Annotated in this window: 20 protein-coding genes and 1 pseudogene; 11 read left to right on the top strand and 10 right to left on the bottom strand. The window is 72.5% G+C overall.

Going from position 1 to position 23,330, the window contains the following annotated elements:
• The first annotated feature begins 47 nt into the window (after positions 1–47).
• The 3 genes from AB0912_RS20540 to AB0912_RS20530 all read left to right on the top strand — a co-directional run bounded on the left by AB0912_RS20540 (position 48) and on the right by AB0912_RS20530 (position 4,316).
• Entirely contained in the window at positions 48–737 is a 690-nt protein-coding gene (locus AB0912_RS20540; protein WP_366701674.1) for a response regulator transcription factor, read from the top strand.
• Positions 734–2,188, top strand: coding sequence for a HAMP domain-containing sensor histidine kinase (locus AB0912_RS20535; protein ID WP_366701672.1), 1,455 nt, complete (start codon positions 734–736; stop codon positions 2,186–2,188). Before AB0912_RS20540 ends, AB0912_RS20535 begins: the two co-directional genes overlap by 4 nt.
• Before the next feature lie 232 nt (positions 2,189–2,420).
• Positions 2,421–4,316 (top strand): sulfatase-like hydrolase/transferase, encoded by a 1,896-nt coding sequence (locus tag AB0912_RS20530; protein WP_366701670.1) that lies wholly within the window; start codon positions 2,421–2,423, stop codon positions 4,314–4,316.
• 147 nt (positions 4,317–4,463) lie between these two features.
• Here AB0912_RS20530 and AB0912_RS20525 read toward each other — a convergent pair whose 3' ends face one another.
• The 3 genes from AB0912_RS20525 to AB0912_RS20515 form a co-directional block, all read right to left on the bottom strand.
• Positions 4,464–6,020 carry an ABC transporter substrate-binding protein gene (locus AB0912_RS20525; RefSeq protein ID WP_366701668.1) on the bottom strand — a complete coding sequence of 519 codons (1,557 nt, stop codon included), beginning with the start codon at positions 6,018–6,020 and terminating at the stop codon, positions 4,464–4,466.
• Between the two features lie 143 nt (positions 6,021–6,163).
• Positions 6,164–7,642 carry a metallophosphoesterase gene (locus AB0912_RS20520; protein WP_366701666.1) on the bottom strand — a complete coding sequence of 493 codons (1,479 nt, stop codon included), beginning with the start codon at positions 7,640–7,642 and terminating at the stop codon, positions 6,164–6,166.
• 17 nt (positions 7,643–7,659) lie between these two features.
• On the bottom strand, positions 7,660–7,902 hold the full coding sequence (locus AB0912_RS20515; protein WP_366701664.1) for a hypothetical protein: 243 nt from the start codon (positions 7,900–7,902) through the stop codon (positions 7,660–7,662).
• A gap of 100 nt (positions 7,903–8,002) precedes the next feature.
• Here AB0912_RS20515 and AB0912_RS20510 point away from each other — a divergent pair, with 100 nt between their 5' ends.
• Positions 8,003–9,277 carry a D-alanyl-D-alanine carboxypeptidase gene (locus AB0912_RS20510; RefSeq protein ID WP_366701662.1) on the top strand — a complete coding sequence of 425 codons (1,275 nt, stop codon included), beginning with the start codon at positions 8,003–8,005 and terminating at the stop codon, positions 9,275–9,277.
• A 541-nt stretch (positions 9,278–9,818) separates the two neighbouring features.
• Here AB0912_RS20510 and AB0912_RS20505 read toward each other — a convergent pair.
• The 4 genes and pseudogenes from AB0912_RS20505 to AB0912_RS20490 form a co-directional block, all read right to left on the bottom strand.
• A pseudogene (locus tag AB0912_RS20505) lies at positions 9,819–10,658 on the bottom strand (YihY/virulence factor BrkB family protein); the annotation flags it as partial.
• Entirely contained in the window at positions 10,646–11,056 is a 411-nt protein-coding gene (locus AB0912_RS20500; protein ID WP_366701810.1) for a GtrA family protein, read from the bottom strand. The gene AB0912_RS20500 and the pseudogene AB0912_RS20505, both read right to left, overlap by 13 nt.
• A 278-nt stretch (positions 11,057–11,334) precedes the next feature.
• On the bottom strand, positions 11,335–12,279 hold the full coding sequence (locus AB0912_RS20495) for a decaprenyl-phosphate phosphoribosyltransferase (RefSeq protein WP_366701660.1): 945 nt from the start codon (positions 12,277–12,279) through the stop codon (positions 11,335–11,337).
• On the bottom strand, positions 12,272–12,760 hold the full coding sequence (locus AB0912_RS20490; RefSeq protein ID WP_366701658.1) for a phosphatase PAP2 family protein: 489 nt from the start codon (positions 12,758–12,760) through the stop codon (positions 12,272–12,274). Before AB0912_RS20490 ends, AB0912_RS20495 begins: the two co-directional genes overlap by 8 nt.
• A gap of 63 nt (positions 12,761–12,823) precedes the next feature.
• Between AB0912_RS20490 and AB0912_RS20485 the strand changes: the two genes are divergently transcribed.
• The 3 genes from AB0912_RS20485 (at position 12,824) to AB0912_RS20475 (ending at position 15,442) form a co-directional block, all read left to right on the top strand.
• Positions 12,824–13,141 (top strand): hypothetical protein, encoded by a 318-nt coding sequence (locus AB0912_RS20485; RefSeq protein ID WP_366701656.1) that lies wholly within the window; start codon positions 12,824–12,826, stop codon positions 13,139–13,141.
• 125 nt (positions 13,142–13,266) lie between these two features.
• Entirely contained in the window at positions 13,267–14,616 is a 1,350-nt protein-coding gene (locus AB0912_RS20480; RefSeq protein WP_366701654.1) for an FAD-binding oxidoreductase, read from the top strand.
• A 70-nt stretch (positions 14,617–14,686) separates the two neighbouring features.
• Positions 14,687–15,442 carry a decaprenylphospho-beta-D-erythro-pentofuranosid-2-ulose 2-reductase gene (locus AB0912_RS20475; protein WP_366701652.1) on the top strand — a complete coding sequence of 252 codons (756 nt, stop codon included), beginning with the start codon at positions 14,687–14,689 and terminating at the stop codon, positions 15,440–15,442.
• Positions 15,443–15,582: 140 nt separating this feature from the next.
• Here the strand turns inward: AB0912_RS20475 and AB0912_RS20470 are convergent, their stop codons facing one another.
• Positions 15,583–16,170 (bottom strand): 2'-5' RNA ligase family protein, encoded by a 588-nt coding sequence (locus tag AB0912_RS20470; protein ID WP_366701650.1) that lies wholly within the window; start codon positions 16,168–16,170, stop codon positions 15,583–15,585.
• Positions 16,171–16,400: 230 nt separating this feature from the next.
• Positions 16,401–17,414, bottom strand: a complete 1,014-nt coding sequence (gene trpS, locus AB0912_RS20465; RefSeq protein WP_366701648.1) for a tryptophan--tRNA ligase — start codon at positions 17,412–17,414, stop codon at positions 16,401–16,403.
• 100 nt (positions 17,415–17,514) lie between these two features.
• Between trpS and AB0912_RS20460 the strand changes: the two genes are divergently transcribed.
• The 3 genes from AB0912_RS20460 (at position 17,515) to AB0912_RS20450 (ending at position 19,967) form a co-directional block, all read left to right on the top strand.
• Positions 17,515–18,126 (top strand): RNA polymerase sigma factor, encoded by a 612-nt coding sequence (locus AB0912_RS20460; RefSeq protein WP_366701646.1) that lies wholly within the window; start codon positions 17,515–17,517, stop codon positions 18,124–18,126.
• Complete coding sequence (locus AB0912_RS20455) at positions 18,123–19,040, top strand: hypothetical protein (protein ID WP_366701643.1); 918 nt, start codon at positions 18,123–18,125, stop codon at positions 19,038–19,040. The genes AB0912_RS20460 and AB0912_RS20455 overlap by 4 nt, the downstream gene beginning before the upstream one ends.
• Positions 19,041–19,397: 357 nt before the next feature.
• Positions 19,398–19,967, top strand: coding sequence for a hypothetical protein (locus AB0912_RS20450; protein ID WP_366701641.1), 570 nt, complete (start codon positions 19,398–19,400; stop codon positions 19,965–19,967).
• 108 nt (positions 19,968–20,075) lie between these two features.
• Here AB0912_RS20450 and AB0912_RS20445 read toward each other — a convergent pair whose 3' ends face one another.
• Entirely contained in the window at positions 20,076–21,521 is a 1,446-nt protein-coding gene (locus tag AB0912_RS20445) for a glycine hydroxymethyltransferase (RefSeq protein WP_366701639.1), read from the bottom strand.
• 338 nt (positions 21,522–21,859) lie between these two features.
• On the opposite strand from AB0912_RS20445, the gene rocD reads away from it, so the two are divergent.
• Positions 21,860–23,065 (top strand): ornithine--oxo-acid transaminase, encoded by a 1,206-nt coding sequence (gene rocD / locus AB0912_RS20440; RefSeq protein ID WP_366701808.1) that lies wholly within the window; start codon positions 21,860–21,862, stop codon positions 23,063–23,065.
• Positions 23,066–23,330 lie beyond the last annotated feature (265 nt).

Raw genomic sequence — 23,330 nt, 5'->3', positions numbered from 1 at the left:
AGGCGGGAACCGGCCCCGCTGTCGGTGGGCCCGCCGATACTGGGGGCATGAGCGCACACGAGGGGGCCACCGTCCTCGTCGTCGAGGACGAGCCGAGCATCGCCGACGTCCTCACCATCGCGCTGCGCTACCACCGGTTCGAGGTGATGGCCGCCGGGACCGTCCACGAGGCGCTCGCCCTCGCCGAGCGCACCCGCCCCGACGCGGCCCTGCTCGACATCATGCTTCCGGACGGCGACGGCCGGGCCCTCGGCCGTGAACTGCGCTCGCGCCGCCCCGGCCTGGCGATCGTGTTCCTCACCGCGCGGGACGCGCCGGCCGAGATCGTCGGCGCGCTCGGCTTCGGCGACGACTACATCACCAAGCCGTTCAACATCGACGAGGTCGTGGCCCGCATCACCGCCGTACTGCGCCGCACCCGCCCCGACGACGTCCTCCCGCAGCGCCCGCCCCTGCGCTACGGCGACCTGGAGCTGGACGAGACGACGTACCAAGTGCACCGCGCGGGCACCACGGTGGAGCTCACCCCCACCGAGTACGCGCTGCTGCGCTTCCTGGTGCGCAACGGCGGCCGGATCGTCCCCAAGGAGCAACTCCTGCGGCACGTATGGCAGTACGAGCACTCCGCCGAGTCCACGGTCGTGGAGACCTACATCAGCTATCTGCGGCGCAAGCTCGAACCGCTGGGACCGCCGGTGATCCAGACGCGGCGCGGCGTCGGATACGGACTGGCGTGAGGCCGCCCCCCGGACGAGGACTCCGCCGGCCCCGCTTCCGGCACGGCGTCCACTCGCTGCGCGGCCAGCTCACCCTCGCGAACGTCGCGCTCCTCGCCCTCGGCATCGTGACGGCGACCGCGGTGAGCCTGATGGGCATGCGGCACTATCTGCTCGACCAGGTGGACGCCCAGCTCGCCAAGACCCGCGAGTCGCTGGGCGTCTCCCGGCTCACCATGAGCCAGATCGACTCGCTGACCGCCCTGACGTTCGTCCGGGACCGGATCGGGCCCGCCGTGGACGAGTCGCCGCGGCCCGACTCCCTCTTCGCCGCCGTCGACCGGCGGGGCCGTGCCATCGAGGTCGCCGGTTTCGAACCCACCGCCACCCAGCGGGCGTTCGCCGCCGCCGTGCGCGACCCCGGAGCGCTCGCCGACGACGGCGACCCGCACGACGTCACCCTGCGCGGCGCCGCCTACCGGGCGACCGGCGCCCGCCTCGCCGACGGCACGTACGTCCTGTTCGCCACCTCGACCGAGGGGCTCCACAAGGGGATCGCGAAGGCCCTGAAACTCGATCTGACCGTCGGCACCCTGCTGTTGGCGCTCCTCGCGTGCCTCACCATGTTCAGCGTGCGCCGCCGGATGCTGCCGCTGGAGGCCATGGTGGAGACGTCCTCGGCCATCGCCGACGGCGACCTCACCCGGCGGGTGCCCTCCAGCCACCGCCCGACCCAGGAGGTCGAACAGCTCCGGCTCGCCCTCAACTCCATGCTCCAGCAGGTCGAGTCGGCCCACCGCACCCGCGAGCGCAGCGCCGCCCAGCTCCGCCGGTTCGTCGGCGACGCCTCGCACGAGCTGCGCACCCCGCTCGCGGCGATACGCGGCTACCTCCAGCTCTACGACAAGGGGATCCTCACCGACCCCGTCGAGCGCAGACGCGCCTGGGACCGGATGAACGGCGAGGCCGACCGCATGGGCCGCCTCGTCGACGAACTCCTCACCCTGGCCCGCCTCGACCAGCGCCCCGAGCTGCGGTTCCAATCCGTCGACCTGAGCCGGCTCGTCCGGGACGCGGCCGGGGACCTGCGCGCCCAGCAGCCCGGCCGCCCGGTGGCCGTGGACGCAGAGGGCACCCTGCTGGTGCGGGCGGACGAGTCGGGGCTGCGCCAGGTGCTGGGCAACCTGGTGGGCAACGTACGCACCCATACGCCCGCCGACGTGCCGGTGCGGATCGCGCTGGAGCGCGCGGACGGGGTCGTACGGCTGTGTGTCGCGGACAAGGGTCCGGGGCTCGCCGAGGAGGACGCGACGCGCGTCTTCGACCGCTTCTTCCGCGCGGGCGGCGGCGCGGGCAGCGGACTCGGGATGGCCATCGTGCAGGGCGTGGTCGCGGCCCACGAAGGCGACGTCACGGTCCGGACGACCCCGGGCGGGGGGCTGACGGTGACGGTGACGTTGCCGGTGCGGTGAGGGACGGTTCGCGCGGGGCCCTCCCCAGCGCCGGGGAGGGCCCGGCGAGCCTCATCCGTACCCTCGTGACCTGCGGGAACGGACTTGGGGAGATGCTGACCCGGCGGATTGAACGCCGGCCCGTACCGCGCCGTACCCCACGGTGAAGGCCGCGCCGGTCCGCACGACGCTCCGGCGCCCCCTCCAGCACCGCATCGCATCGCATCGCGCCGCGCACGGAAGGACCGCCGGGTTGTCGTTCACATCCAGCTCTCGACAGCTACCGAACACGGACGAGGCGCCGGCGGGCGACGCCCCGGAACGGGACACGCCCGAGCCGGGCGCGCCCCCCTCCCCGCCCGAGCGGGACGAGCCCTCTCCCGAGCGGGACGAGGCCTCGGCCGGGCGGGACGAGCCCTCTGCCGGGCAGGACGAGCCCTCCGCCGGGCCGGCCGAGGAGGCGGACGCGCCCCCCGACGGAGCGCCCCCGGGTGGGGCGTCGCGCGGCTGGCGGGGACGGTACCCCCGTGCCGCGCGTGTCGTCGCGTGGACGGTGACCGGTCTCGCCCTGGCGCTCGTGCTGTTCGCGCTGCTCATGCCCGGCGAGTCGGACCAGTTCCACCCGTCGACGTTCCTGCGTGTGCCGGTGGAGGCCGTGTTCGGCGCGGCCCTGCTGATCGTCCTGCCGCGCGGACCCCGGATCGCGGTCGCGGCGGCCGGCGGGCTCGTCCTCGGCGCCCTGACCGTCCTGAACCTCCTGGACATCGGCTTCAACGAATACCTCGGCCGCGGCTTCAACGTGGTCCTCGACTGGTCGCTGTTCGGCGACGCGCAGGCCTACCTCCAGGACACCTTCGGCAAGGGCGGGGCGCTCGGCATCGCGGCGCTGGCGATCGTGCTCGTGCTCGCCGTCCTGGCGCTGCTCACGCTGTCGGTGGTCCGGCTCGGCAACCTGCTGGCCCGGCACACCGAGGCGGCGACGCGCGGCACGCTCGCCGCGGCGATCGTCTGGGTGACGTGCGCGGCGCTCGGGGTGCGGTTCACCGGCGTGCCCGTCGCCTCCGAGCATGTCGCGCTGGCCGTCCAGGACCGGGCGGAGCGGGTGCGCAAGACGATCCGGGACGAGGCCGAGTTCAAGAAGGTCGCCAAGAAGGACACCTTCGCGAACACGCCTCCCGGCCAGCTCCTCACGGATCTGCGCGGCAAGGACATGATGATCACCTTCATCGAGAGCTACGGCCGCAGCGCCATCGAGGACCCGGTCATGGCACCGGGCGTCGACGCGACGCTGACCGCCGAGAACAAGAAGCTCACCGCGGCCGGGTTCGCGGCGAAGAGCGGCTGGCTCACCTCGGCGACGTACGGCGGCAGCAGCTGGCTCGGCCACTCGACCTTCCTGTCCGGCCTGTGGATCAACAACCAGCAGCGCTACCGCACCGTCACGGCGGGCCGGCACCTCACGCTCCCCGGCGCCTTCAAGAAGACCGGCGACTGGGACACGGTCGGCGTCATGCCCGGCGTCCAGAAGGCGTGGCCCGAGCAGAAGTTCTACGGCATCGACAAGGTCTACGACTCGCGCGACCTCGGCTACCGGGGACCGAAGTTCAGCTGGTCGACCATGCCCGACCAGTACGCGCTGACCGCCTTCGAGCGCCTGGTGCACGGCAGGAAGCACGACAAGCCGCTGATGTCGACGATCATCCTGACCTCGAGTCACCAGCCCTGGGCGCCGATCCCCAGAACCGTCCCCCAGGACCAGGTCGGCGACGGCTCGGTCTACGACGCCATCCAGAAGGCGGGCAAGAAGCCCGGGGACATCATCACCGACTCGCGGAAGTCGAAGGAGGAGTACGGCAAGTCCATCCAGTACTCCGTGACGAGCCTCATCGACTACCTGGTCAGGTACGGCGACAAGGACACCGTGCTGGTCTTCCTCGGCGACCACCAGCCGATCGCCCGGGTCAGCGGCGACCACGCCAGCCGTGACGTGCCGGTCTCGATCGTCGCCAAGGACCCGAAGGTGCTCGACCGGATCGCCGACTGGGACTGGACGGACGGCCTGCGCCCCGAACACACCGCGCCCGTCTGGAAGATGGACGCCTTCCGCGACCGCTTCCTCACGGCGTACGGATCGACTCCGCACCCCTAGGCGGAGCCGCCATCGGACCTGGGCGGCTCCGGCGGTCGGGCCCGGGCGGCTCCGACCGTCAGGGCCCGGGCAGCTCCGGCCGTCGGACCGGGTGGCACCGACCGTCAGGCCCGGGCAGCTCCGGCCGTCGGACCGGGCGGCTCCCCGTCAGATCCAGACCAGCCGCCAGAGGCGGAAGACGCCGGTGCCGTCGGACAGGTACTGGCCGCCGCCGACCGCCTCGCTGCTGAGGACGTAGTCCTTGCGCTGCCACAGCGGGATCAGCGGGACGTCCCGCGCGACGGCCTCCTGGAGGCGCCGGAAGGAGGCGGGCGTCCGGCTGCGGTCCTTCTCCTGCTGGGTGTCCTGGATCAGCCGGTCGACGTCCTTGCTGCTGTAGCCGTTCTTCATGGAGTTGCCGGTGCCGACCAGAGGCGCGCCGAAGGTGTCGGGGTCGGGGTAGTCGGCGACCCAGCCGACCGCCCAGGCGTCCAGGCCCCCCTCGGCGTACCGCTTCTGGAAGTCGGTCCACTCGTACCCCTTGGTCGTCACCTTGAAGAGCTTGTCCGCCTCAAGCTGGCGCTTCAGCTCGGCGGCCTCCTCGGCCGCGGCGCCCCGCCCCTCGGCGTATCCGTAGGTGAACCGCACCGGCAGGGTGACCCCGGCCTCGGTCAGCAGGGCGCGCGCCTTCTTCGCGTCGGGCTTCGGGTAGGCGTCGAAGAAGGACGTCGAGTGGCCCGTGATCCCCGCCGGGATCAGCCCGTAGAGCGCCTCGGTGGTGCCCTTGTAGGTCCGGCCGACGAGCTGCTCGCGGTCGACCAGGGAGGCGATGGCCTGCCGTACCCGCGGATCGTGCAGCGGCGAGGACGGGCGGACGTTCAGGACGAGGTTGCGGGTCTCGGCGCTCTCGGCCTCCGTGACCCGCTTGTCGGGGTCGCTCGGCGAGAGGCCGGCGAGCATGGCGGGCGGGAGCTGCCGGGCGGCGACGTCGATCTTCTTGGCCTTCCAGGCGGTCTCCAGGGCCGCCGAGTCGGCGTAGTAGCGCAGCACGACGGGCTTGCCGTGGTCCTTGACGGCGCCCGCGTAACGGGAGTTGGGCGTGAGGACGGCCTGCTTGTTCTTCGTGTACGTCTCCAGGGTGTACGGCCCGGTGCCGTCCGCGCCGGTGTCCGTGCGCAGGGCGCGCTTGGGGTAACGGGTGTGGTCGACGATCGCCCCGGCGCCGGTCGCCACCTTGAACGGGAAGGTGGCGTCGCGCGTGGACAGATGGAAGGTGACGGTCCGGCCGTTCGCGTCAACGCTGTGCAGGGTGGACAGCAGGGAGGCGGGGCCCACCTCGGAGTTGATGCGCTTGACCCGCTCGAAGGAGAACTTCACGTCCTCGGCGGTCATCCGGCGCCCGCTCGGGAAGGTCAGGTCGTCGCGGAGCGTGCAGCGGTACGTACGCAGTCCGGTGCCCGCGAACGCACAGCTCTCGGCGGCGTCCGGGACCGGTTCGGCGCCGCCCGGCTCGAAGGTCAGCAGCGACTGGAACAGGTCGCTGAACAGGGCCCAGGACCCGGCGTCGTAGGCACCGGCGGGGTCGAGCGAGGTGACGACGTCCGTCGTGCCGACCGTGATGGTCCGGCCGGTGTCCTCCTTGTCCGGCATCAGTTGCCAGCCGGCGACTCCCACGCCCGCCAGGACGAGCAGTATGGCCAGAATTCGTACGCGAACCGATCGCATCGGTGCCCTCCCCAGGCCCACCGCAGGCCACTCCCCTGGTGACGCGGATCACCTAATCACAGGAGTTTCGGCGGGGGAGGGGGTTTCGGCAGAGTGTTCGGCAACGATGCGGACGGCCGGTCCGGCCCTTTCACAGGGGACTCTCAGGCTTGGCGCGAGGCCAGCTCCACGACCGTGATGTCGGAGGGTGCGCCCACCCGGGTCGGCGGCCCCCACGCGCCCGCGCCCCGCGAGACGTAGAGCTGGGTGTCGCCGTAGCGCTCCAGGCCCGCGACGGTCGGATTGGCGGCGGCCGCGACGAGGTTCCCGGGCCAGAGCTGTCCGCCGTGGGTGTGTCCGGAGAGCTGGAGGTCGACGCCGTGGCGCACCGCGTCGTGGATCTGCACCGGCTGGTGGGCGAGCAGGACGCAGGCCCGCGCGGTGTCACGGTCGCCGAGCGCCTTGCCGAAGTCGGGGCCGTGCCCCTCGCTCTCGCCTTGGACGTCGTTGACGCCGGCGAGGTCGAATCCGGCCAGCTCGGTCCGCGCGTTCTCCAGGGGGTGGATGCCCAGCTCCCGTACCTCGCGGACCCACTGCTCGGCGCCGGAGAAGTACTCGTGGTTCCCGGTGACGAACCAGGAGCCGTGCCGGGCCCGCAGTCCGGCGAGCGGGGCGGCGGCGGGGCCGAGGTTCTTGACGCTGCCGTCGACCAGGTCGCCGACGACGGCGATCAGGTCCGGCTGCGTGGAGTTGATGGTGTCGACGACCTTCTGGGCGAAGCCGCGCCCGAGCACCGGCCCGAGGTGGATGTCGCTCACGACGGCGATCCGGAAGCCGTGGGCGGAGCGGGGCAGCTTGGCGAGCGGCACGGTGACCCGCTTCACCGAGGGCCCGCGCAGCACGCCGTACGTCCCGTAGCCGACGGTCCCGACCGCCGCGGCGGCGACGGCACCGCCGACCACACGGGAGACGAAGAGGCGGCGGGAGGGGGGTGGGAGGGGGCTGTCGGGGCGGGGGCTGTCGGGGTGGGTTCCGGTCGGGGTTGGTTCCACCGGGTTGGTCGGGTCCGCCGGTCGGGTCGGGGTCGGGTCCGCCGGGTTGGGCGGGGTTGGGTCCGGTCGTTCCGATGCGGTGGCAGCCGGCTCCGGGTGGGCCGGTGTGGTGGGGGCCGGGTCCGGGTGGGCCGGTGTGGTCGAGGGTGCCTGCGTACGGAGTGATCCGGGCGCCGGTGTGGCGTGCGCCCCGGCTTGGGTCTCGGTGCCGTGCGCCCCGGCGTGGTGCTCGGCGTCGGCGTCCGTCACGGTGGCCCGCCGTGCTCCGTCACGCCGGTCGAGGGCACGGCGCAGGAGCGGGCGGGCGAGTTCGCCGACGAGGAGTGCCAGGAAGAGGTAGAGCGCGAGGGCCATCCACAGGAACCCTGGCCAGCCCAGGACCCGCTGGAGCCAGAAGGGCGCGCCGGCCCGCTCGCTCACCACGGCGCCGAGCATCAGCAGCGGCCCGGCGACGAAGAGGGCGGTGCCCGCCCGGCGGGCCGTACCGGGTCCGGCCGTGGTGTCCCGCACCAGACGGCGCCAGGCATACCGGTGGAACCCGCCGAGCACGGCCAGCACGGCCACACCCACCAGCACGAACACGACGACCATGGCGCGCCCCGTCCCCGTTATGACGTCCGGCGCAGAGCGCGCAGGCCGCGCAACCCGATGCCCCCGACGACCGTCCCCAAGACAAAGGAGACGACGGCCAGCGTCAGGTGCACCCAGAAGTAGGCCGTCGGATCACCCGCGTCGTCGAACGCGAGCCCGCTGCCGTCCTTGTACAGGTTCTTGATGAAAGTGACCCAAATGACCCAACTCCACACCCCGAAGGCGAGCAGGAACCAGGAGATGGGGCGGCTGAGCTTCATGGGTTCAGTATCGCCGTCGCGGACCGCGACCCGGCGCCGGGGTGCGGAGCCCTCGGACGGCGGTGGGATTTCCCCGCTCCGGCCCTGTACTTTCTCGATCGTGCCTGCCTCGAAAAAGACCATCAAGCGATCTCTGTTGGTCACTTCAGCCACCTTGTTGACCCTGTCGCTCCCCGCGCCCGCGTTCGCGGACGCCGACACGAGTCCCAAGGCGTCCCCGTCGGCCTCACCGTCGGCCACTCCCCCGGCGGACATGTCGACCGTCGGCGGCAGCCGGCTCGGCCTCCCCGGGAGTCAGGTGAACCTCGGCAGTGGCGTACCGGTGCTGCCCAAGGACGTCACCGCCCGCTCCTGGATCGTCGCCGACGCCGAGTCGGGTGACGTCCTCGCCGCGCACAACGCGCACTGGCGGCTGCCCCCGGCGAGCACCCTGAAGATGCTGTTCGCCGACACCGTGCTGCCCAAGTTCCCGAAGAGCACCTCGCACAAGGTGGCCTCCTCCGACCTGGCGGGCATCGGCTCGGGCTCCAGCATGGTGGGCATAAAGGAGAACGAGACCTACTCGGTCCACGACCTGTGGCTCGGGGTGTTCCTGCGCTCGGGCAACGACGCCGTGCACGTGCTCTCCGCGATGAACGGCGGCGTCGGCCAGACGGTCCGGGACATGCAGCAGCACGCCCAGGACCTCCAGGCCCTCGACACGCACGTGGTGAGCCCGGACGGCTACGACGCCCGGGGCCAGGTGTCGTCGGCGTACGACCTCACGCTGTTCGCCCGTTCGGGGCTCCAGAAGAAGGACTTCCGGGAGTACTGCTCCACGGTCCGCGCCAAGTTCCCCGGCGCCACGGCCAAGAACGCCAAGGGCAAGGTGACCCGCGAGTCGTTCGAGATCCAGAACACCAACCGGCTGCTGACCGGCGACAGCGACGTCACCACGTACCAGGGCATCGCCGGGGTGAAGAACGGCAACACCACCAACGCCGGTGCCACCTTCACCGGGGTTGCCGAACGCGACGGCAAGGTGCTGCTCGTCACGGTCATGAAGCCGGAGAAGAACGAGCACAACGAGGTCTACAAGGAGGCCGCGCGGCTTCTGGACTGGGGGTTCCAGGCCTCGGGCAAGGCCCAGCCGGTCGGTGAACTCGTGCCGCCCAAGGGCGTCGACACCTCCGCGCAGCCGGGCGCCAAGGCCTCCGACGGAGCCGCTTCCGGCGGCGATGCCTCCAAGAAGCCGGTGACGGCGTCCTCCGCCGCGGCGAAGGGCGGCACGAGCGGGATCGGGATCGCCCTCGCGATCACCGGCGGTGTCCTCGTGCTGCTCGCCGCGGGCGTCTACCTCGTGAACCGCCGCTGGCCCGGCCGCTCCCGGAACTGACCCACCGTCTCCGGCGACCCGGCGACCCGGCGACCCGCCGACCCGCCGACCCGCCGAGCCGCCGACGGTACGGGCGCAAAGAAGTCCCGGCGCCTCACAGGCACCGGGACTTCACCGTGTGCGGACCGCCGACGCCCGGCTCCCCCGCCGGGGCGCCCTCCCCTCGGGTCACACGGAGGGGCCCGCTGTCACACCGCCCGAGGGCCCGCGGTCACACCGTCCGGCGGTCCTCCGAGTCGGTGGCCGGGGCGTCCTTCGAGCCGGTGATGGGCGCGCGCGTCGAGCCGGTGGCCGGGGCGCGCGTCGAGCCCGTGGCCGGTGTGTGCGTCGAGCCCGTGGCCGGGGCGCGCGTCGAGCCCGTGGCCGGTGTGTGCTTCGCGGCGTCCGCCTCCGCCACCGCTTCGGCCTCCGCCCGGGCCTCCGCCTCGGCCGCCACGGCAAGCTCCGCGTCCGCCTCGGCCTCCTCCGCGTCCTCGCCGGACGCCGACGGCGCGTCGGCCTCGGCGAGTTCCTCCGCCTCCTCCAGCTCGTCCTCCTTGCTGCGCGTCGCCGTCCAGGAGGCGCAGAACAGCAGCAGTTTCGAGGTGAAGTTGATCCACAGGAGCAAGGCGATCGGCACACCGAACGCGCCGTACATGCTCTTCGAGGCCACGCCCCGCATATAGCCGCTGAGCAGCAGCTTGAGCAGTTCGAAGCCGATCGCGCCGATCAGCGCGGCGACGACCAGCCGACGGCGCTGCGGCTGGACACCGGGCAGCAGCGTGAGGACGTACAGCAGCAGCAGGAAGTCGGCGAGCACGGCCACCGCGAAGGCGATGACCTGGAGCAGCACGCTCCCCCAGCCGTTCTCGTCGATGCCGAGCTGCCGGGACGACCAGCCCACCGCGGTGGAGGCGAGCGTGGAGACGACGACGGTCAGCAGTACGGCCCCGCCCAGGCCGACGAGCACGCCGCCGTCCTTGAGCTTGCGCAGCAGCGGGTTCTCCTCGCTGTCGGGCAGCTCCCAGACGGCGCGCAGGCACTCCCGCATCGAGCCGACCCAGCCGATACCGGTGACCAGCAGCAGGGCACCGGCGATGAGCCCGACGGCGCCCGCGTTCTGGACGAGGCTGTTGATGTCGAGCTGGTCGGAGATGCCCGGCACCTGCTCGGCGAGCTTGTCCTGAAGGTCCTTCTGCTGCTGGGCGCTCAGCGTCGCGGCCCCGATCGCCGCACCGACGGTGAGCAGCGGGAAGAGCGCCACGAAGCTGATGAAGGTCATCGCCGCGGCGAGCCGCGTCCACTTGACCCGGTCCAGCCGCTCGTACGACCGCCACGCGTGCGTGGCCATCAGGCGTACGACCAGAGGTCCCACGCCGGGAATCTTTTTCAGCCAGTCCATGATCCGACTCTGCCCTCGCCTCGGAAAACCAATGTGCGGGTACCCCAAAATCGCAGGACAGTGGCGATCGCCATGCCGATTCCCGCACCGGAGACGGTATCGGCGCGTCGCGAGGTGAACCCGAACCCGTAGTGACTGACGGCGATGCACAGGAGTTGCACCAGCGCGCCCGCGATGTTCACGGCGAAGAAGACCACGTACTGGCGTGGTCCCCGGGCCGCGTGCCGGTAGGTGCCGAGCGCGTTACCGGCGTACGCGACCGAGCAGCCCGCCAGGAAGGAGAGCGACTTGGCGGTCAACGGGTCGAGACCCGCGGGGCCGCGCAGCCACAGGAACAGGCCGAGGTCGGCGGCGTAGGCGAGGAGCCCGGCGGCGGCGAAACCGAGGACCTCGCGCAGGAACCGCGCGCGGACGGGCCGTTGGGCGGCGCCTGCGTCGGGAACGGCCGGTTCGGTGACGGGCCGTTCGCCGGGGCGGGTCTCGGGAGCGGACGGGTCGGTTACCGGCCGGGCGACACCCGGTTGGGTGGCGGGCGGTTCGGTGGCGGGCGGTTCGGTGGCGCCCGGTTCGGTGGCGGGTGCCGCCGTGACGGACGAATCCGTGACGGGGGCCTCCGTGACGGACGGGTCCCTGAGGGGCGGGTCCGTGACGGGCGGGGCGGACGGGTCGGTGACGCTCACCAGTTGGCCACCGCGAGCCCGTACATCGCGAGCCAGACGAGGCCGATGACGGCGAGGGCGCGGTCGCGCAGGACGACGTCCTCCGGCTCGCCCGCGGTCCCCCGGTCGGCGAAGACGGCGTAGCGCAGGACGGCGAAGATGAAGGCGACCATGGACAACTGGCGCCAGGGCAGCAGACCCGCGCCCGGCCCGCTGCCGTCCTCCAGGGCCCACAGGCAGTAGCCGAGGACGGACACGCCGGCGGCGAGCTGCCAGACGAAGCGGAGGTAGCCGGTCGTGTACTCGGTGAGCAACGCGCGCGTGGCTCCCCCTTTCCCGGCCATCTGCACGGCCTCGGAGTAACGCTTCGCCGACACCATGAACAGCGCCCCGAACCCGGTGGTGATGAGGAACCAGCGCGAGAGGGGGATGCCGAGGGCCAGTCCGCCGATCATCGCCCGCATCAGGAAGCCGGTGGTGACGATGACGAGGTCCACGACGAGGACGTGCTTGAGGCTGACGCAGTACGCCAGCTGCATGCCGATGTAGGCGGTCAGCAGCGCGCAGACGGCCGGCGAGCAGACCCAGGCGGCGAGGGCGGGCGCGAGGGCGGCGAGGGTGCCGCCGACGGCGTAGGCGACGGGGACGGGGACCTGGCCGGCGGCGACCGGGCGGTGGCGCTTCACCGGGTGCGCGCGGTCGGCGGCGGCGTCCCGGGCGTCGTTGATCAGGTACACGGCGGCGGCGCAGGCCGTGAACAGGACAAATACGAGGGCGAGTTGGCCGAGGGCGTCCCACGAGAAGAGCCGGCCCGCGGCGGCCGGGGCGGCCACGACGAGCACGTTCTTCACCCACTGGCGGGGGCGCGCGGTCCTGACGAGGCCCCGGACGAGTCCGGTCACCCTCCTCGGGGGCGGCGGGGCGAGGGGGGCGCGCTCCAGGAGTGCGGTGCGTTCAGCCATGGCGCACCCCGATCCACCGGGCGCCCAGTTTGGCCGCCGCGGCTCCCAGGGCGGCGCCCGCGGCGACGTCCGTCGGGTAGTGGACGCCGACGACGAGGCGCGAGAGGCACATCGCGGCGGCGAGCGGCACGGCGACGGACGCGCCGAGCGCGCCGTAGGCGACGGCGGCGGCAGCCGCGGAGGCGGCGTGCGAGCTGGGGAAGGAGTGCCGTCCCGCCGTGCTCACGCGCGGGGTCACATGGGTGGGGCGCGGGCGGCGTACGACGCGCTTGACCCCCATGCTCGCGAGGTGCGCGGTGGCGGTGAGGGCGGTCGCCCGGAGCCAGGCGCTCCGGCGGTCGCGGTCGACGGCGGCGCCCGTCAGGCCGGCGGCGAGCCAGAGCGCGCCGTGCTCGCCGCTCCAGGACAGGGCGCGCGCGGCAGCCGCGACGCGGGGGTCGGTGCCGCAGGCGTGGAACATGGACAGCAGACGCCGGTCCATACCGTCGGGTCTCGGGTCAAGACGGTCATGCCCGGGGTCAAGACCATCATGTCTGGGGTCAAGATGGCCAGCACGGTCAAGACGTCCGTCAAGGTCGTCAATGCCCCTGTCGATGACGTCACGGCCGTCAATGCCGCGGTGCACGGCGTCACGGCCATCAAGTCCGCTGTCCACGGCGTCGCGATCATCAACTCCGCGGTCCACAGCGGCGCGCTCGTCAACTCTGCGGTCCATGGCGTCACGCTGTCGGTCCATGGGGGCGGGCTTGTCATGGTCGTCGCGTGGTCGGTCCATCTCGCCACCACGGTGGCCATGGCCGTCAAGCCGCCGATCCAGGTCGTCACGGTCGTCAAGGTCGTCCATGTGAGGCCACTCTTCTAGTGAGCGGCGACGGAATTACGGCAATCTATGACGACATCCAATTAATCACCCATTTCGGTGAGGAGCCGTGAGGGGCTGAGGAGATTGCCCCGGTGTGCACCCCTACCGGCGCTACGGTCACGGGCATGCCTGCCGACACCGTCTCCGTCACGGGTTGGGGCCGCACCGCCCCGACCGCCGCCCGTCTGGTCCGCCCGCGCAGCTACGAGGAGGCGGCGACCGCCGTCCGGGAGTGCGGGGCCCGGGGAGGGATCGCCCGGGGGCTCGGGCGGGCCTACGGGGACGCCGCGCAGAACGCGGGCGGCGCCGTGCTCGACATGACGGGCCTGGACCGGATCCACGCCATCGACGTGAGCGGCGGCACGGTCCTGTGCGACGCCGGGGTGTCGCTGCACCGTCTCATGGAGGTGCTGCTCCCCCTCGGCTGGTTCGTGCCCGTGACACCCGGGACCCGCTATGTGACGGTGGGCGGGGCGATCGGCGCCGACATCCACGGCAAGAACCATCACGTGTCCGGCTCGTTCGCCCGGCATGTGCTGTCCTTCGAGCTGCTGACCGCGGACGGCGAGATCCGCACGGTCGGCCAGGGCGAGCCCCTCTTCGACGCGACGGCCGGCGGCATGGGCCTGACCGGCGTGATCCTCACGGCCACCGTCCGTCTCCAGCCGGTCGAGACCGCCCTGATGTCCGTCGACACCGAGCGCGCGGTCGACCTGGACGACCTGATGGCCCGGCTGACCGCCACGGACGACCTCTACCGCTACTCGGTCGCCTGGATCGACCTCCTCGCGCGCGGGGCGCGGATGGGGCGCTCCGTCCTCACCCGCGGCGACCACGCCCCGCTGGACGCGCTGCCGCCGCGCGCGCGGCGGAACCCGCTCGCCTTCCGCCCCTCACGGCTGCCGGCCGCCCCCGCGTTCGTACCGGAGAGGCTGCTCGGCCGGACGACGGTGGGCCTCTTCAACGAGTTGTGGTACCGCAAGGCGCCCCGCTCGCGGACCGGCGAACTCCAGCGGATCCCCACCTTCTTCCACCCCCTCGACGGGGTGCCGCACTGGAACCGTGTCTACGGGCGCGGCGGTTTCGTGCAGTACCAGTTCGTCGTCGGGCACGGCAGGGAGGAGACCCTGCGGCGGATCGTGGGGCGCATCTCCGAGCACCGCTGCCCGTCGTTCCTCGCCGTCCTGAAGCGGTTCGGGGAGGGCGATCCGGGCTGGCTGTCGTTCCCGATGCCCGGCTGGACGCTGGCCCTCGACATCCCGGCGAACCTGCCGGGCCTCGGCGCCTTCCTCGACGAACTCGACGAGGAGGTGGCGGGCGCCGACGGACGCGTGTACCTCGCCAAGGACGCGCGGCTGCGGCCCGAGCTGCTGGAGGCGATGTACCCCCGGCTGGACGCCTTCCGCGCGCTGCGCCGGGAGCTGGACCCGAGGGGCGTCTTCACGTCGGACCTGTCCCGCCGGCTGAGTCTCTAGAACGCGCTGAGTCTCTAGAACGCCAACCGCGCCGCCCGCTTCGTTCCGTTCCCCGTCTCAAGGAGCTGTCATGAAGGACGCCTTCGGTATCCCCCAGTCCCTGCTGATCCTCGGCGGCACGTCCGAGATCGCGCTCGCCACCGCGCGCCGGATGATCACCCGGCGCGCCCGCACCGTATGGCTCGCCGGGCGGCCGACGCCCGCCCTGGAGGAGGCCGCCGGGCAGCTCCGCGCGCTCGGCGCCGAGGTCCGTACCGTCGCCTTCGACGCGCTGGACCCCGAGTCCCACGAGGAGGCGCTCGGCAAGGTCTTCGCCGAGGGCGACATCGACATGGTGCTGATGGCCGTCGGGGTGCTCGGCGACCAGGCGCTGGACGAGCGCGAGCCGGTCGCGGCGGCCCGGGTGGCGATGACCAACTACACGGGGGCCGTCTCGTCGGGCCTGGTGTGCGCGCGGGCGCTCCAGTCGCAGGGGCACGGCTCCCTGGTGGTGCTGTCCTCCGTCGCGGGCGAGCGGGCCCGCCGCTCGAACTTCATCTACGGCTCCAGCAAGGCGGGCCTGGACGCCTTCGCGCAGGGTCTCGGCGACGCCCTGTACGGCACGGGAGTGCACGTGATGGTGGTGCGGCCCGGTTTCGTCCGCACCCGGATGACGGCCGGCCTGCCGGAGGCCCCTCTGTCCACCACCCCGGAGGCGGTCGCCGCGGCAATCGAGCTGGGCCTGCGCCGCCGGTCGGAAACGGTCTGGGTGCCGGGGGCGCTCCGGGTCGTCATGTCGGCCCTCCGCCACGCCCCACGCGGCCTCTTCCGCAAACTCCCGATCTGACCCCACGCCAAGCGCGTCCAGGCTCTCCAGGAAGACACCGGCGACTGTCCAGGGGCGCGGGGAAACCGCGCGACCGCCCCCACAGACGGCCGGCCGACCACCCGCCGCGGCCAGGGGACCAAAGAGGCCGAGGACGGAACCTAGAGCGCCGGCAGCGTCGAGTTGCTGTCCCGCTCCGAGGGACAGGCCTGCGGGGGCACCACGGCGCCCCCGAAGACGTACTCCCGAAGCTTGCGCCAGACACCGTCGGCACCCTGCTCGTAGAGCGCGAACCCGGTGCAGGTCCACTCGGCCTCGTAACTGGAGAGCGCCTCGAAGGCGTGGTCCATGGCCTCGTCGTCGATGCCGTGCGCCACGGTGACATGCGGGTGGTACGGGAACTGCAGCTCGCGCGCGCAGGGCCCCGAGGCGTCCCGGACCTGCTTCTGGAGCCAGGCGCAGGACTCGGTGCCGTCGGCTACCCGGACGTACACGACCGGCGACAGGGGACGGAAGGTGCCCGTGCCGGACAGCCGCATCGAGAAGGGGCGGCCGGCGGCGGCGACGTCGAGGAGATGCGCCTCGATCGCGGGCAGCGCCGACTCCGCCACCTCGGTCGGCGGCAGCAGGGTGACGTGCGTGGGGATGCCGGAAGCCGCGGGGTCGCCGAAGCCCGCGCGCCGCTCCTGGAGCAGGCTGCCGTGAGGCTCCGGGACCGCGATCGACACGCCGATCGTTACGGTCCCCACGTCGTCTCCTGTCGTCGTTCCATGGTCCGGTCGGTGGTGGTGCGGGGCGGACAGGGGCGGTTGTGCGGCCTGCCCGGCTATCGACTGTACGACCGCGAGGCCCCCGACCGGCGGCCGTACGAGTGTCGCGCTCGTCTCGTACTGACTGCCGAAGGCACTGTGGTAGGGGTCCGGGCCGCCCTGCGGGCGGGGGCCTGTCACGCGCGCGTGCACCGGCCCCCGGCTCCCCGTCAGTGCTTGGCGGGCAGGAAGCCGACCTTGTCGTAGGCCTGGGAGAGGGTCTCCGCGGCGACGGTACGGGCCTTCTCCGCGCCCTTGGCGAGGATCGAGTCGAGGGTCTCCGGGTCGTCCAGGTACTGCTGGGTGCGCTCGCGGAACGGCGTCACGAAGTCGACCATCACCTCGGCGAGGTCCGTCTTCAGGGCTCCGTAGCCCTTGCCCTCGTACTTCAGCTCCAGCTCGGGGATGCCGGTCCCGGTGAGGGTCGAGTAGATGGTCAGCAGGTTGCTGACACCCGGCTTCTCCACCGCGTCGTACCGGATGACCGTGTCCGTGTCGGTGACCGCGCTCTTGACCTTCTTGGCGGTCGCCTTCGGGTCGTCGAGCAGGTTGATGAGGCCCTTGGGCGTGGACGCCGACTTGCTCATCTTGATCGCCGGGTCCTGGAGATCGAAGATCTTCGCCGTCTCCTTGAGGATGTACGGCTTCGGGACCGTGAACGTCTCGCCGAAGCGGCCGTTGAAGCGCTCGGCGAGGTCGCGGGTCAGCTCGATGTGCTGGCGCTGGTCCTCTCCGACCGGCACCTCGTTGGCCTGGTAGAGGAGGATGTCCGCGACCTGGAGGATCGGGTACGTGAAGAGGCCGACGCTCGCCCGGTCGGCGCCCTGCTTGGCCGACTTGTCCTTGAACTGCGTCATACGGGAGGCCTCGCCGAAGCCGGTCAGGCAGTTCATGATCCAGGCGAGCTGCGCGTGCTCGGGCACATGGCTCTGCACGAACAGCGTGCAGCGCTCCGGGTCGAGGCCCGCGGCGAGGAGCTGGGCCGCGGCGAGCCGGGTGTTGGCCCGCAGGTCCGCGGGGTCCTGCGGGATCGTGATCGCGTGCAGGTCGACGACCATGTAGAACGCGTCGTGGGACTCCTGCAGGGCCACCCACTGGCGGACCGCGCCGAGGTAGTTGCCGAGGTGGAACGAGCCTGCCGTGGGCTGGATTCCGGAGAGCACGCGGGGACTGTCAGAGGCCATGCTCACCATTCTCTCAGGTGCCGGGACCCGCTCCGGAACTGCCCGGAAACAGCGCGGACACGAGTGGGAACCGATGGGGGCCGGGCGGTGTACCAAGAGTGTGAGGACGCGGGAGGGGGGCCGCATCGTCGTCGACGAGGCCGAGGTCATCGCCCGCGTACGCGCCGGAGAGCCGGAGGCGTACGCGGAGCTGGTCCGTGCCCATACGGGCATCGCGATCAGGGCGGCCCGGGCACTCGGCGCGGGGGCGGACGCGGAGGACGTGGTGCAGCAGGCCTTCATCAAGGCGTACTGCTCGCTGGAGCGGTTTCGGGACGGCTCGGCGTTCAGGCCGTGGCTGCTGTCGATCGTGGCGAACGAGGCGAGGAACACCGTGCGGACGGCGGCGCGCCAGCGGACCCTGGCCGGCCGGGAGGCGGCGCTGACGGAGGCTGAGCCGCTGATACCGGAATCGGCGGACCCGGCGCTCGCGGCCTTGCACGGCGAGCGCCGCACCGCGCTCCTGGCGGGGCTGGAGCAGTTGAGCGAGGAGCACCGGCTCGTCGTGACCTACCGCTATCTGCTGGAGATGGACGAGCCGGAGACCGCCCAGGCCCTGGGCTGGCCTCGGGGCACGGTGAAGTCACGGCTGAATCGAGCCCTGCGCAAGCTGGGCCGGCTCCTGCCCGCCCTCGAACCCCGCGAGCCCCGGAAAGGGGGTGAAGAAAGATGACCGAGCCGTACGAGGAGGGCTCCGGCACCGGAGGACCGGCCGGCGGCCGGAGCGGGCGGGACGACGGGGACGCCGCCCGGCTGCGGGCCGAGCTGCTGGCCCTCGGGCGCTCGCTCGACGGACCGGCGGCCGACGGCTCCGATCCAGGCGAGTCGATGGTCGAGCGGGTGCTGACCGAGATACTCGCGCTGCACGCCTCACCCGCGGCCCCGGACCGGCACGAGGGGTTTCCGGCCGAGGTGACCGGCGGCCCGGGGCCGGGGGCGCGGTTGGCTGCGGTGCGCCGCTGGGCGCGAGCGCGCCGGCGGGTCCTGACGGCGGCGCTGTGCGGGGTGCTGGCGGTGCTGGTGCTCACCCCGCCGGTGCGCGCGGCGGTGGCCGACTGGTTCGGCTTCGGCGGTGTCGAGGTGCGGTACGACCCGTCGGCGGCACCGTCGGCCGGGGCCCGGGTGCCCGGCTGTCCCGGGCCTTCCCTGACATCGGCCCAGGCCGCCCGGCGGGCCGGTTTCGCACCCCCGGTGCCCGGCGCCCTCGGGACGCCGGACGTGATCCAGGTGACCCCGGAGCGCAAGGGCCGCCTGCTGATGAACCTGTGCTGGCACGAGCACGGGCGCACGGTCAGGATCGACGCGTATCCGGCGCGGCTCGACATCGGCTTCACGAAGACGGTGCGGGAGCCGCCGGAGTGGCTGCGCCTGGACGAAGGGGACGACCTCGGCAGTCCCGCGCTGTGGTTCGCGCGCCCGCACCGGCTGAGCTTCTGGCTGCTCGACGGGGACGGCGACCGCTTCGTCCGCTCCGAGCGCACCGCCGGACCGACGCTGCTGTGGATGCGGCGCGGGGAGGTGACGCTCCGGCTGGAGGGGGTGTCCTCGAAGGCGCGGGCACTGGAGATCGCGCGGTCGGTGAAGTAGTGCGGGCCGGCCGGCATCGCTCGGAAGAGGTCGGGCGTCGAGTGGGAACCCCGAAGGGCCGAGCGGTGTACCAGAAGTGAGGCGCCTCGTGCGGGCGAGGTGAGCGGACTGCGGACTGCGGATCAGGGGGGACCGATGAGGTGCAGGGGTGAGCGGACGAAGGCGGGGGCGCGTGGACTGGTGCTCGCGGGCGTGACGGTGGCCGCGTTGGCCGCTCCGGTCACGGCCGGGGCGAGGGAGGAGGCCGGGGTCACTGCCGGGGCCGGGCCTGCCGCCGGGGCCGGTGCCGGTGCCGGGGCCGGGGCCGGGGCCGTCGGCAGTGCTCGGGGTGGCGCGGGCTCGGGTGACAGCCCGGACATGGCGCTGGTGATCGACGGCGACCGGGGGCGGACGACGACGTTGCGTTCCGGCGACCGGGACTTCGGCCGGCTGTGGCGGCTGCTGGCGCCTCGGTACACGGGGACGGAGCGAGTGCCCGAGGCGTGGACGAAGGGGCGCTATCCGCCGGTGCGGGTCACCGTCGTCTGGGGGCTGACCGGAATCGGGGGCTGGCCGGAGACCGGCCGGGCGCCGGACGGGGACGTGGCGATGGAGCGGCAGGACCAGGTGTTCCTCGCGCCGGACGGCACACCCTGGGTGCGGACGGACCCTTCGCCCGACGTGGCGGACGACGACATCCGCTGGCATCGGGCGCCGCGCTCGGTGTTCGGCCGGCTTGCCCAGGAGGGCGCCCTGTTCGGCCCGGAGCGGGCGGCACCGGTGACCTCGGAACCGGGATGGCCGGCCCGGGCTCGGTGGGCGCTGCCCGGGCTCGCGGTGGGATTGCTGCTCGGCGCCGGGGTCCCGTGGTGCATACGCCGCACGGCGACCCGGCGGGAGAACGCCGGATCGCCGCGGGAGTCACGACAGGAGCTGATCGACCTCTAGCGGGCTGGAGCCGGCCGCAGGTCGGCGGCCGGAGCCGACGGCCGGTGAGTGGCAGTCGAATGGCCGGTGGCCGTCGATGGCCGGGCGGCAAGTCGATCAGCCGGGCCGTCAGCCGAGGTCGATCTCCGGGTAGAGCGGGAAGGGGGTGAGCAGGTCGGTGGCGCGGTGGGCGATCTCGTCGGAGATCTTCGCGTCGAGGACGTGCTGCGCCTTGGACGGGGCGCCCTTGGCGGTGGTGCCGGGCTCGGCGGCGGTGAGGACACGGTCGATGAGACCGGCGATCTCGTCCATCTCGGCCGTCCCGAGACCCCGGGTGGTGAGCGCCGGCGTGCCGATGCGGATACCGGAGGTGTACCAGGCGCCGTTCGGGTCGGCGGGGATGGCGTTGCGGTTGGTGACGATGCCCGAGTCGAGCAGGGCCGACTCGGCCTGACGGCCGGTGAGCCCGTAGGAGGAGGCGACGTCGATGAGGTTGAGGTGGTTGTCGGTGCCGCCGGTGACCAGGGTGGCGCCCCGGCGCATCAGACCCTCGGCGAGGGCGCGGGCGTTGTCGACGACGGCCTGCGCGTAGCTGCGGAACTCGGGGCGGCGGGCCTCGGCGAGCGCGACGGCCTTGGCGGCCATGACATGCGGGAGGGGGCCGCCGAGCACCATCGGGCAGCCGCGGTCGACCTGCTCGGCGAGGGTCTCGTCGCACAGGACCATGCCGCCGCGCGGGCCGCGGAGCGACTTGTGCGTGGTGGTGGTGACGATCTGGGCGTGCGGCACCGGGTCGAAGTCGCCGGTGAGGACCTTGCCCGCGACGAGGCCGGCGAAGTGGGCCATGTCGACCATGAGGGTGGCGCCGACCTCGTCGGCGATCTCCCGCATGATCCGGAAGTTCACCAGGCGGGGGTAGGCGGAGTAGCCGGCGACGATGATCAGCGGCTTGAACTCGCGGGCGGAGGTGCGCAGGGCCTCGTAGTCGATGAGGCCGGTGGCGGGGTCGGTGCCGTACGAGCGCTGGTCGAACATCTTGCCGGAGATGTTCGGGCGGAAGCCGTGGGTGAGGTGGCCGCCGGCGTCGAGGGACATGCCGAGCATGCGCTGGTTGCCGAAGGCCTGACGGAGTTCGGCCCAGTCGGCCTCGGTGAGGTCGTTGACGTTGCGGACGCCGGCCTTGGCGAGGGCGGGGGCTTCGACGCGGTCGGCGAGGACGGCCCAGAAGGCGACGAGGTTGGCGTCGATGCCGGAGTGCGGCTGGGCGTAGGCGTGCTCGGCGCCGAAGAGCTCGCGGGCGTGCTCGGCGGCGAGGGACTCGACGGTGTCGACGTTGCGGCAGCCGGCGTAGAAGCGGCGGCCGACGGTGCCCTCGGCGTACTTGTCGCTGAACCAGTTGCCCATGGCCAGCAGGGTGGCCGGGGAGGCGTAGTTCTCGGACGCGATGAGCTTGAGCATGTCGCGCTGGTCGGCGACTTCCTGGCCGATGGCGTCGGCGACGCGGGGCTCCACGGCCCTGATCACGTCGAGGGCGCTGCGGAAGGCGGTGGACTCGGTGGAAAGGGGCTCTGGCATGACGGCCTCCGGACGTGGCGTTCAGCGTTCACGGGTCGGCCCAGGCGCACGGCACTCGGTTGCCGCGGCTCCGCGCCCGGACACCGCCGGGCCCCCTCGTACGGCCTGCTTGCGCGGCCGGGGGTCCGGGGCGGTACCCGGAGAAGTCACAGCGTGGGTGCCGCTCCCCGATGGTCGGTCCCATCCCAGCGCGCCAGTCACGGCCCCGCCGGTCAGCCTACCGGGCGCGCCGGATCACCGGGTTCCCCCGTCCACCATGCGAGCGACGATAGGAAGGAGGCCACACGCCCACCCTTCGCGGGTCGGAGAACGGAGTTCCGGTGACCGCCATGGATGCCCTGGAGACGACGGAGGCGTTCATCGCCTCGGCCGAGGCGCACAGCGCGCACAACTACCACCCGCTGCCGGTCGTCGTGACGACGGCGGACGGAGCGTGGATGACGGATGTCGAGGGGCGCCGCTTCCTCGATCTGCTGGCCGGCTACTCGGCGCTCAACTTCGGCCATGGCAACCGGCGGCTGATCGAGGCGGCGAAGGCGCAGCTCGACCGGGTGACGCTGACGTCCCGGGCGTTCCATCACGACCGGTTCGCCGATTTCTGCCGGGAGTTGGCGTCGTTGTGCGGCATGGAGATGGTGCTGCCGATGAACACGGGCGCGGAGGCGGTCGAGACCGCGGTGAAGACGGCCCGGAAGTGGGGCTACCGGGTCAAAGGCGTGCCCGAGGGGCGGGCGAAGATTGTCGTGGCGGGCAACAACTTCCACGGGCGGACGACGACGGTCATCAGTTTCTCGACGGACCTGGAGGCGCGGGCGGACTTCGGCCCGTACACGCCCGGGTTCGAGATCGTGCCGTACGGGGATCTGACGGCGATGCGGGCGGCGGTGTCGGAGAACACGGTGGCGGTGCTGCTGGAACCGATCCAGGGGGAGGCAGGGGTGCTGGTTCCGCCGGCGGGCTATCTGCCGGCGGTGCGGGAGCTGACGCGGGAGCGGGGGGTGCTGTTCGTCGCGGACGAGATCCAGTCGGGTCTGGGGCGTACGGGGCGGACGTTCGCGTGCGAGCACGAGGGGGTGGTGCCGGACATGTACGTCCTCGGGAAGGCGCTCGGCGGCGGGGTGGTGCCGGTGTCTGCGGTGGTGTCGAGTGCGGAGGTGCTGGGGGTGTTCCGGCCCGGGGAGCACGGGTCGACGTTCGGGGGGAATCCGCTGGCGTGCGCGGTGGCGCTGGAGGTGATCGCGATGCTGCGGACGGGCGAGTACCAGCGGCGGGCGGCCGAACTCGGCGGGCATCTGCACCGCGAGCTGGCCCGGCTCGTCGACTCCGGGCATGTCACGGCGGTGCGCGGGCGGGGGCTGTGGGCGGGCGTCGACATCACCCCGGAGTTCGGTTCGGGCCGGGAGATCTCGGAGAAGCTGATGGACCGGGGCGTCCTGGTCAAGGACACCCACGGCGTGACGATCCGGGTGGCGCCGCCGCTGGTCATCAGCGAGGAGGACCTGGACTGGGGTCTGGGCCAACTGCGGGACGTGCTGGGGGCGTAGCGGGGGGGAGGCGACAGGGAGACGGAGGGGGCTGTCGGCCGACTCGGGGACTGCCGGCTGACTCGGGGACTGTTGGCCAACTCGGGGACTGTCGGCGCGGCCGGAATCGAGCCCCGGACGAAGCAGCCCCCCCCCCAGAGCCGCGCACCGGCCCCCGTTATCTTCTTCGCGGTCCTGCAAGAGGGCCGCTGGCCTCCGGGCCCGGTATGACTGTTGCCCCCTGTCGAACAGATGACCTGGGGGGTGGTGTCACCGGGCCCGAGGG

This window comes from Streptomyces sp. NPDC007084 (assembly GCF_040703595.1).
GTDB lineage: Bacteria > Actinomycetota > Actinomycetes > Streptomycetales > Streptomycetaceae > Streptomyces.
The sequence above is the reverse complement of the archived record's forward strand: the minus strand, read 5'-3'. Positions and strand labels throughout refer to the sequence as shown.

Bases quoted from the DNA above. Each gene is read 5' to 3' on its own strand.
- AB0912_RS20540 (WP_366701674.1), top strand. From the start codon at position 48: ATGAGCGCACACGAGGGGGCCACCGTCCTCGTCGTCGAGGACGAGCCG.
- AB0912_RS20525 (WP_366701668.1), bottom strand. From the start codon at position 6,020: ATGCGATCGGTTCGCGTACGAATTCTGGCCATACTGCTCGTCCTGGCG.
- AB0912_RS20520 (WP_366701666.1), bottom strand. From the start codon at position 7,642: ATGGTCGTCGTGTTCGTGCTGGTGGGTGTGGCCGTGCTGGCCGTGCTC.
- AB0912_RS20515 (WP_366701664.1), bottom strand. From the start codon at position 7,902: ATGAAGCTCAGCCGCCCCATCTCCTGGTTCCTGCTCGCCTTCGGGGTG.
- AB0912_RS20495 (WP_366701660.1), bottom strand. From the start codon at position 12,279: ATGGCTGAACGCACCGCACTCCTGGAGCGCGCCCCCCTCGCCCCGCCG.
- AB0912_RS20490 (WP_366701658.1), bottom strand. From the start codon at position 12,760: ATGGACCGGCGTCTGCTGTCCATGTTCCACGCCTGCGGCACCGACCCC.
- AB0912_RS20485 (WP_366701656.1), top strand. From the start codon at position 12,824: ATGGCCAGCACGGTCAAGACGTCCGTCAAGGTCGTCAATGCCCCTGTC.
- AB0912_RS20480 (WP_366701654.1), top strand. From the start codon at position 13,267: ATGCCTGCCGACACCGTCTCCGTCACGGGTTGGGGCCGCACCGCCCCG.
- AB0912_RS20475 (WP_366701652.1), top strand. From the start codon at position 14,687: ATGAAGGACGCCTTCGGTATCCCCCAGTCCCTGCTGATCCTCGGCGGC.
- trpS (WP_366701648.1), bottom strand. From the start codon at position 17,414: ATGGCCTCTGACAGTCCCCGCGTGCTCTCCGGAATCCAGCCCACGGCA.
- AB0912_RS20455 (WP_366701643.1), top strand. From the start codon at position 18,123: ATGACCGAGCCGTACGAGGAGGGCTCCGGCACCGGAGGACCGGCCGGC.
- AB0912_RS20450 (WP_366701641.1), top strand. From the start codon at position 19,398: ATGGCGCTGGTGATCGACGGCGACCGGGGGCGGACGACGACGTTGCGT.
- AB0912_RS20445 (WP_366701639.1), bottom strand. From the start codon at position 21,521: ATGCCAGAGCCCCTTTCCACCGAGTCCACCGCCTTCCGCAGCGCCCTC.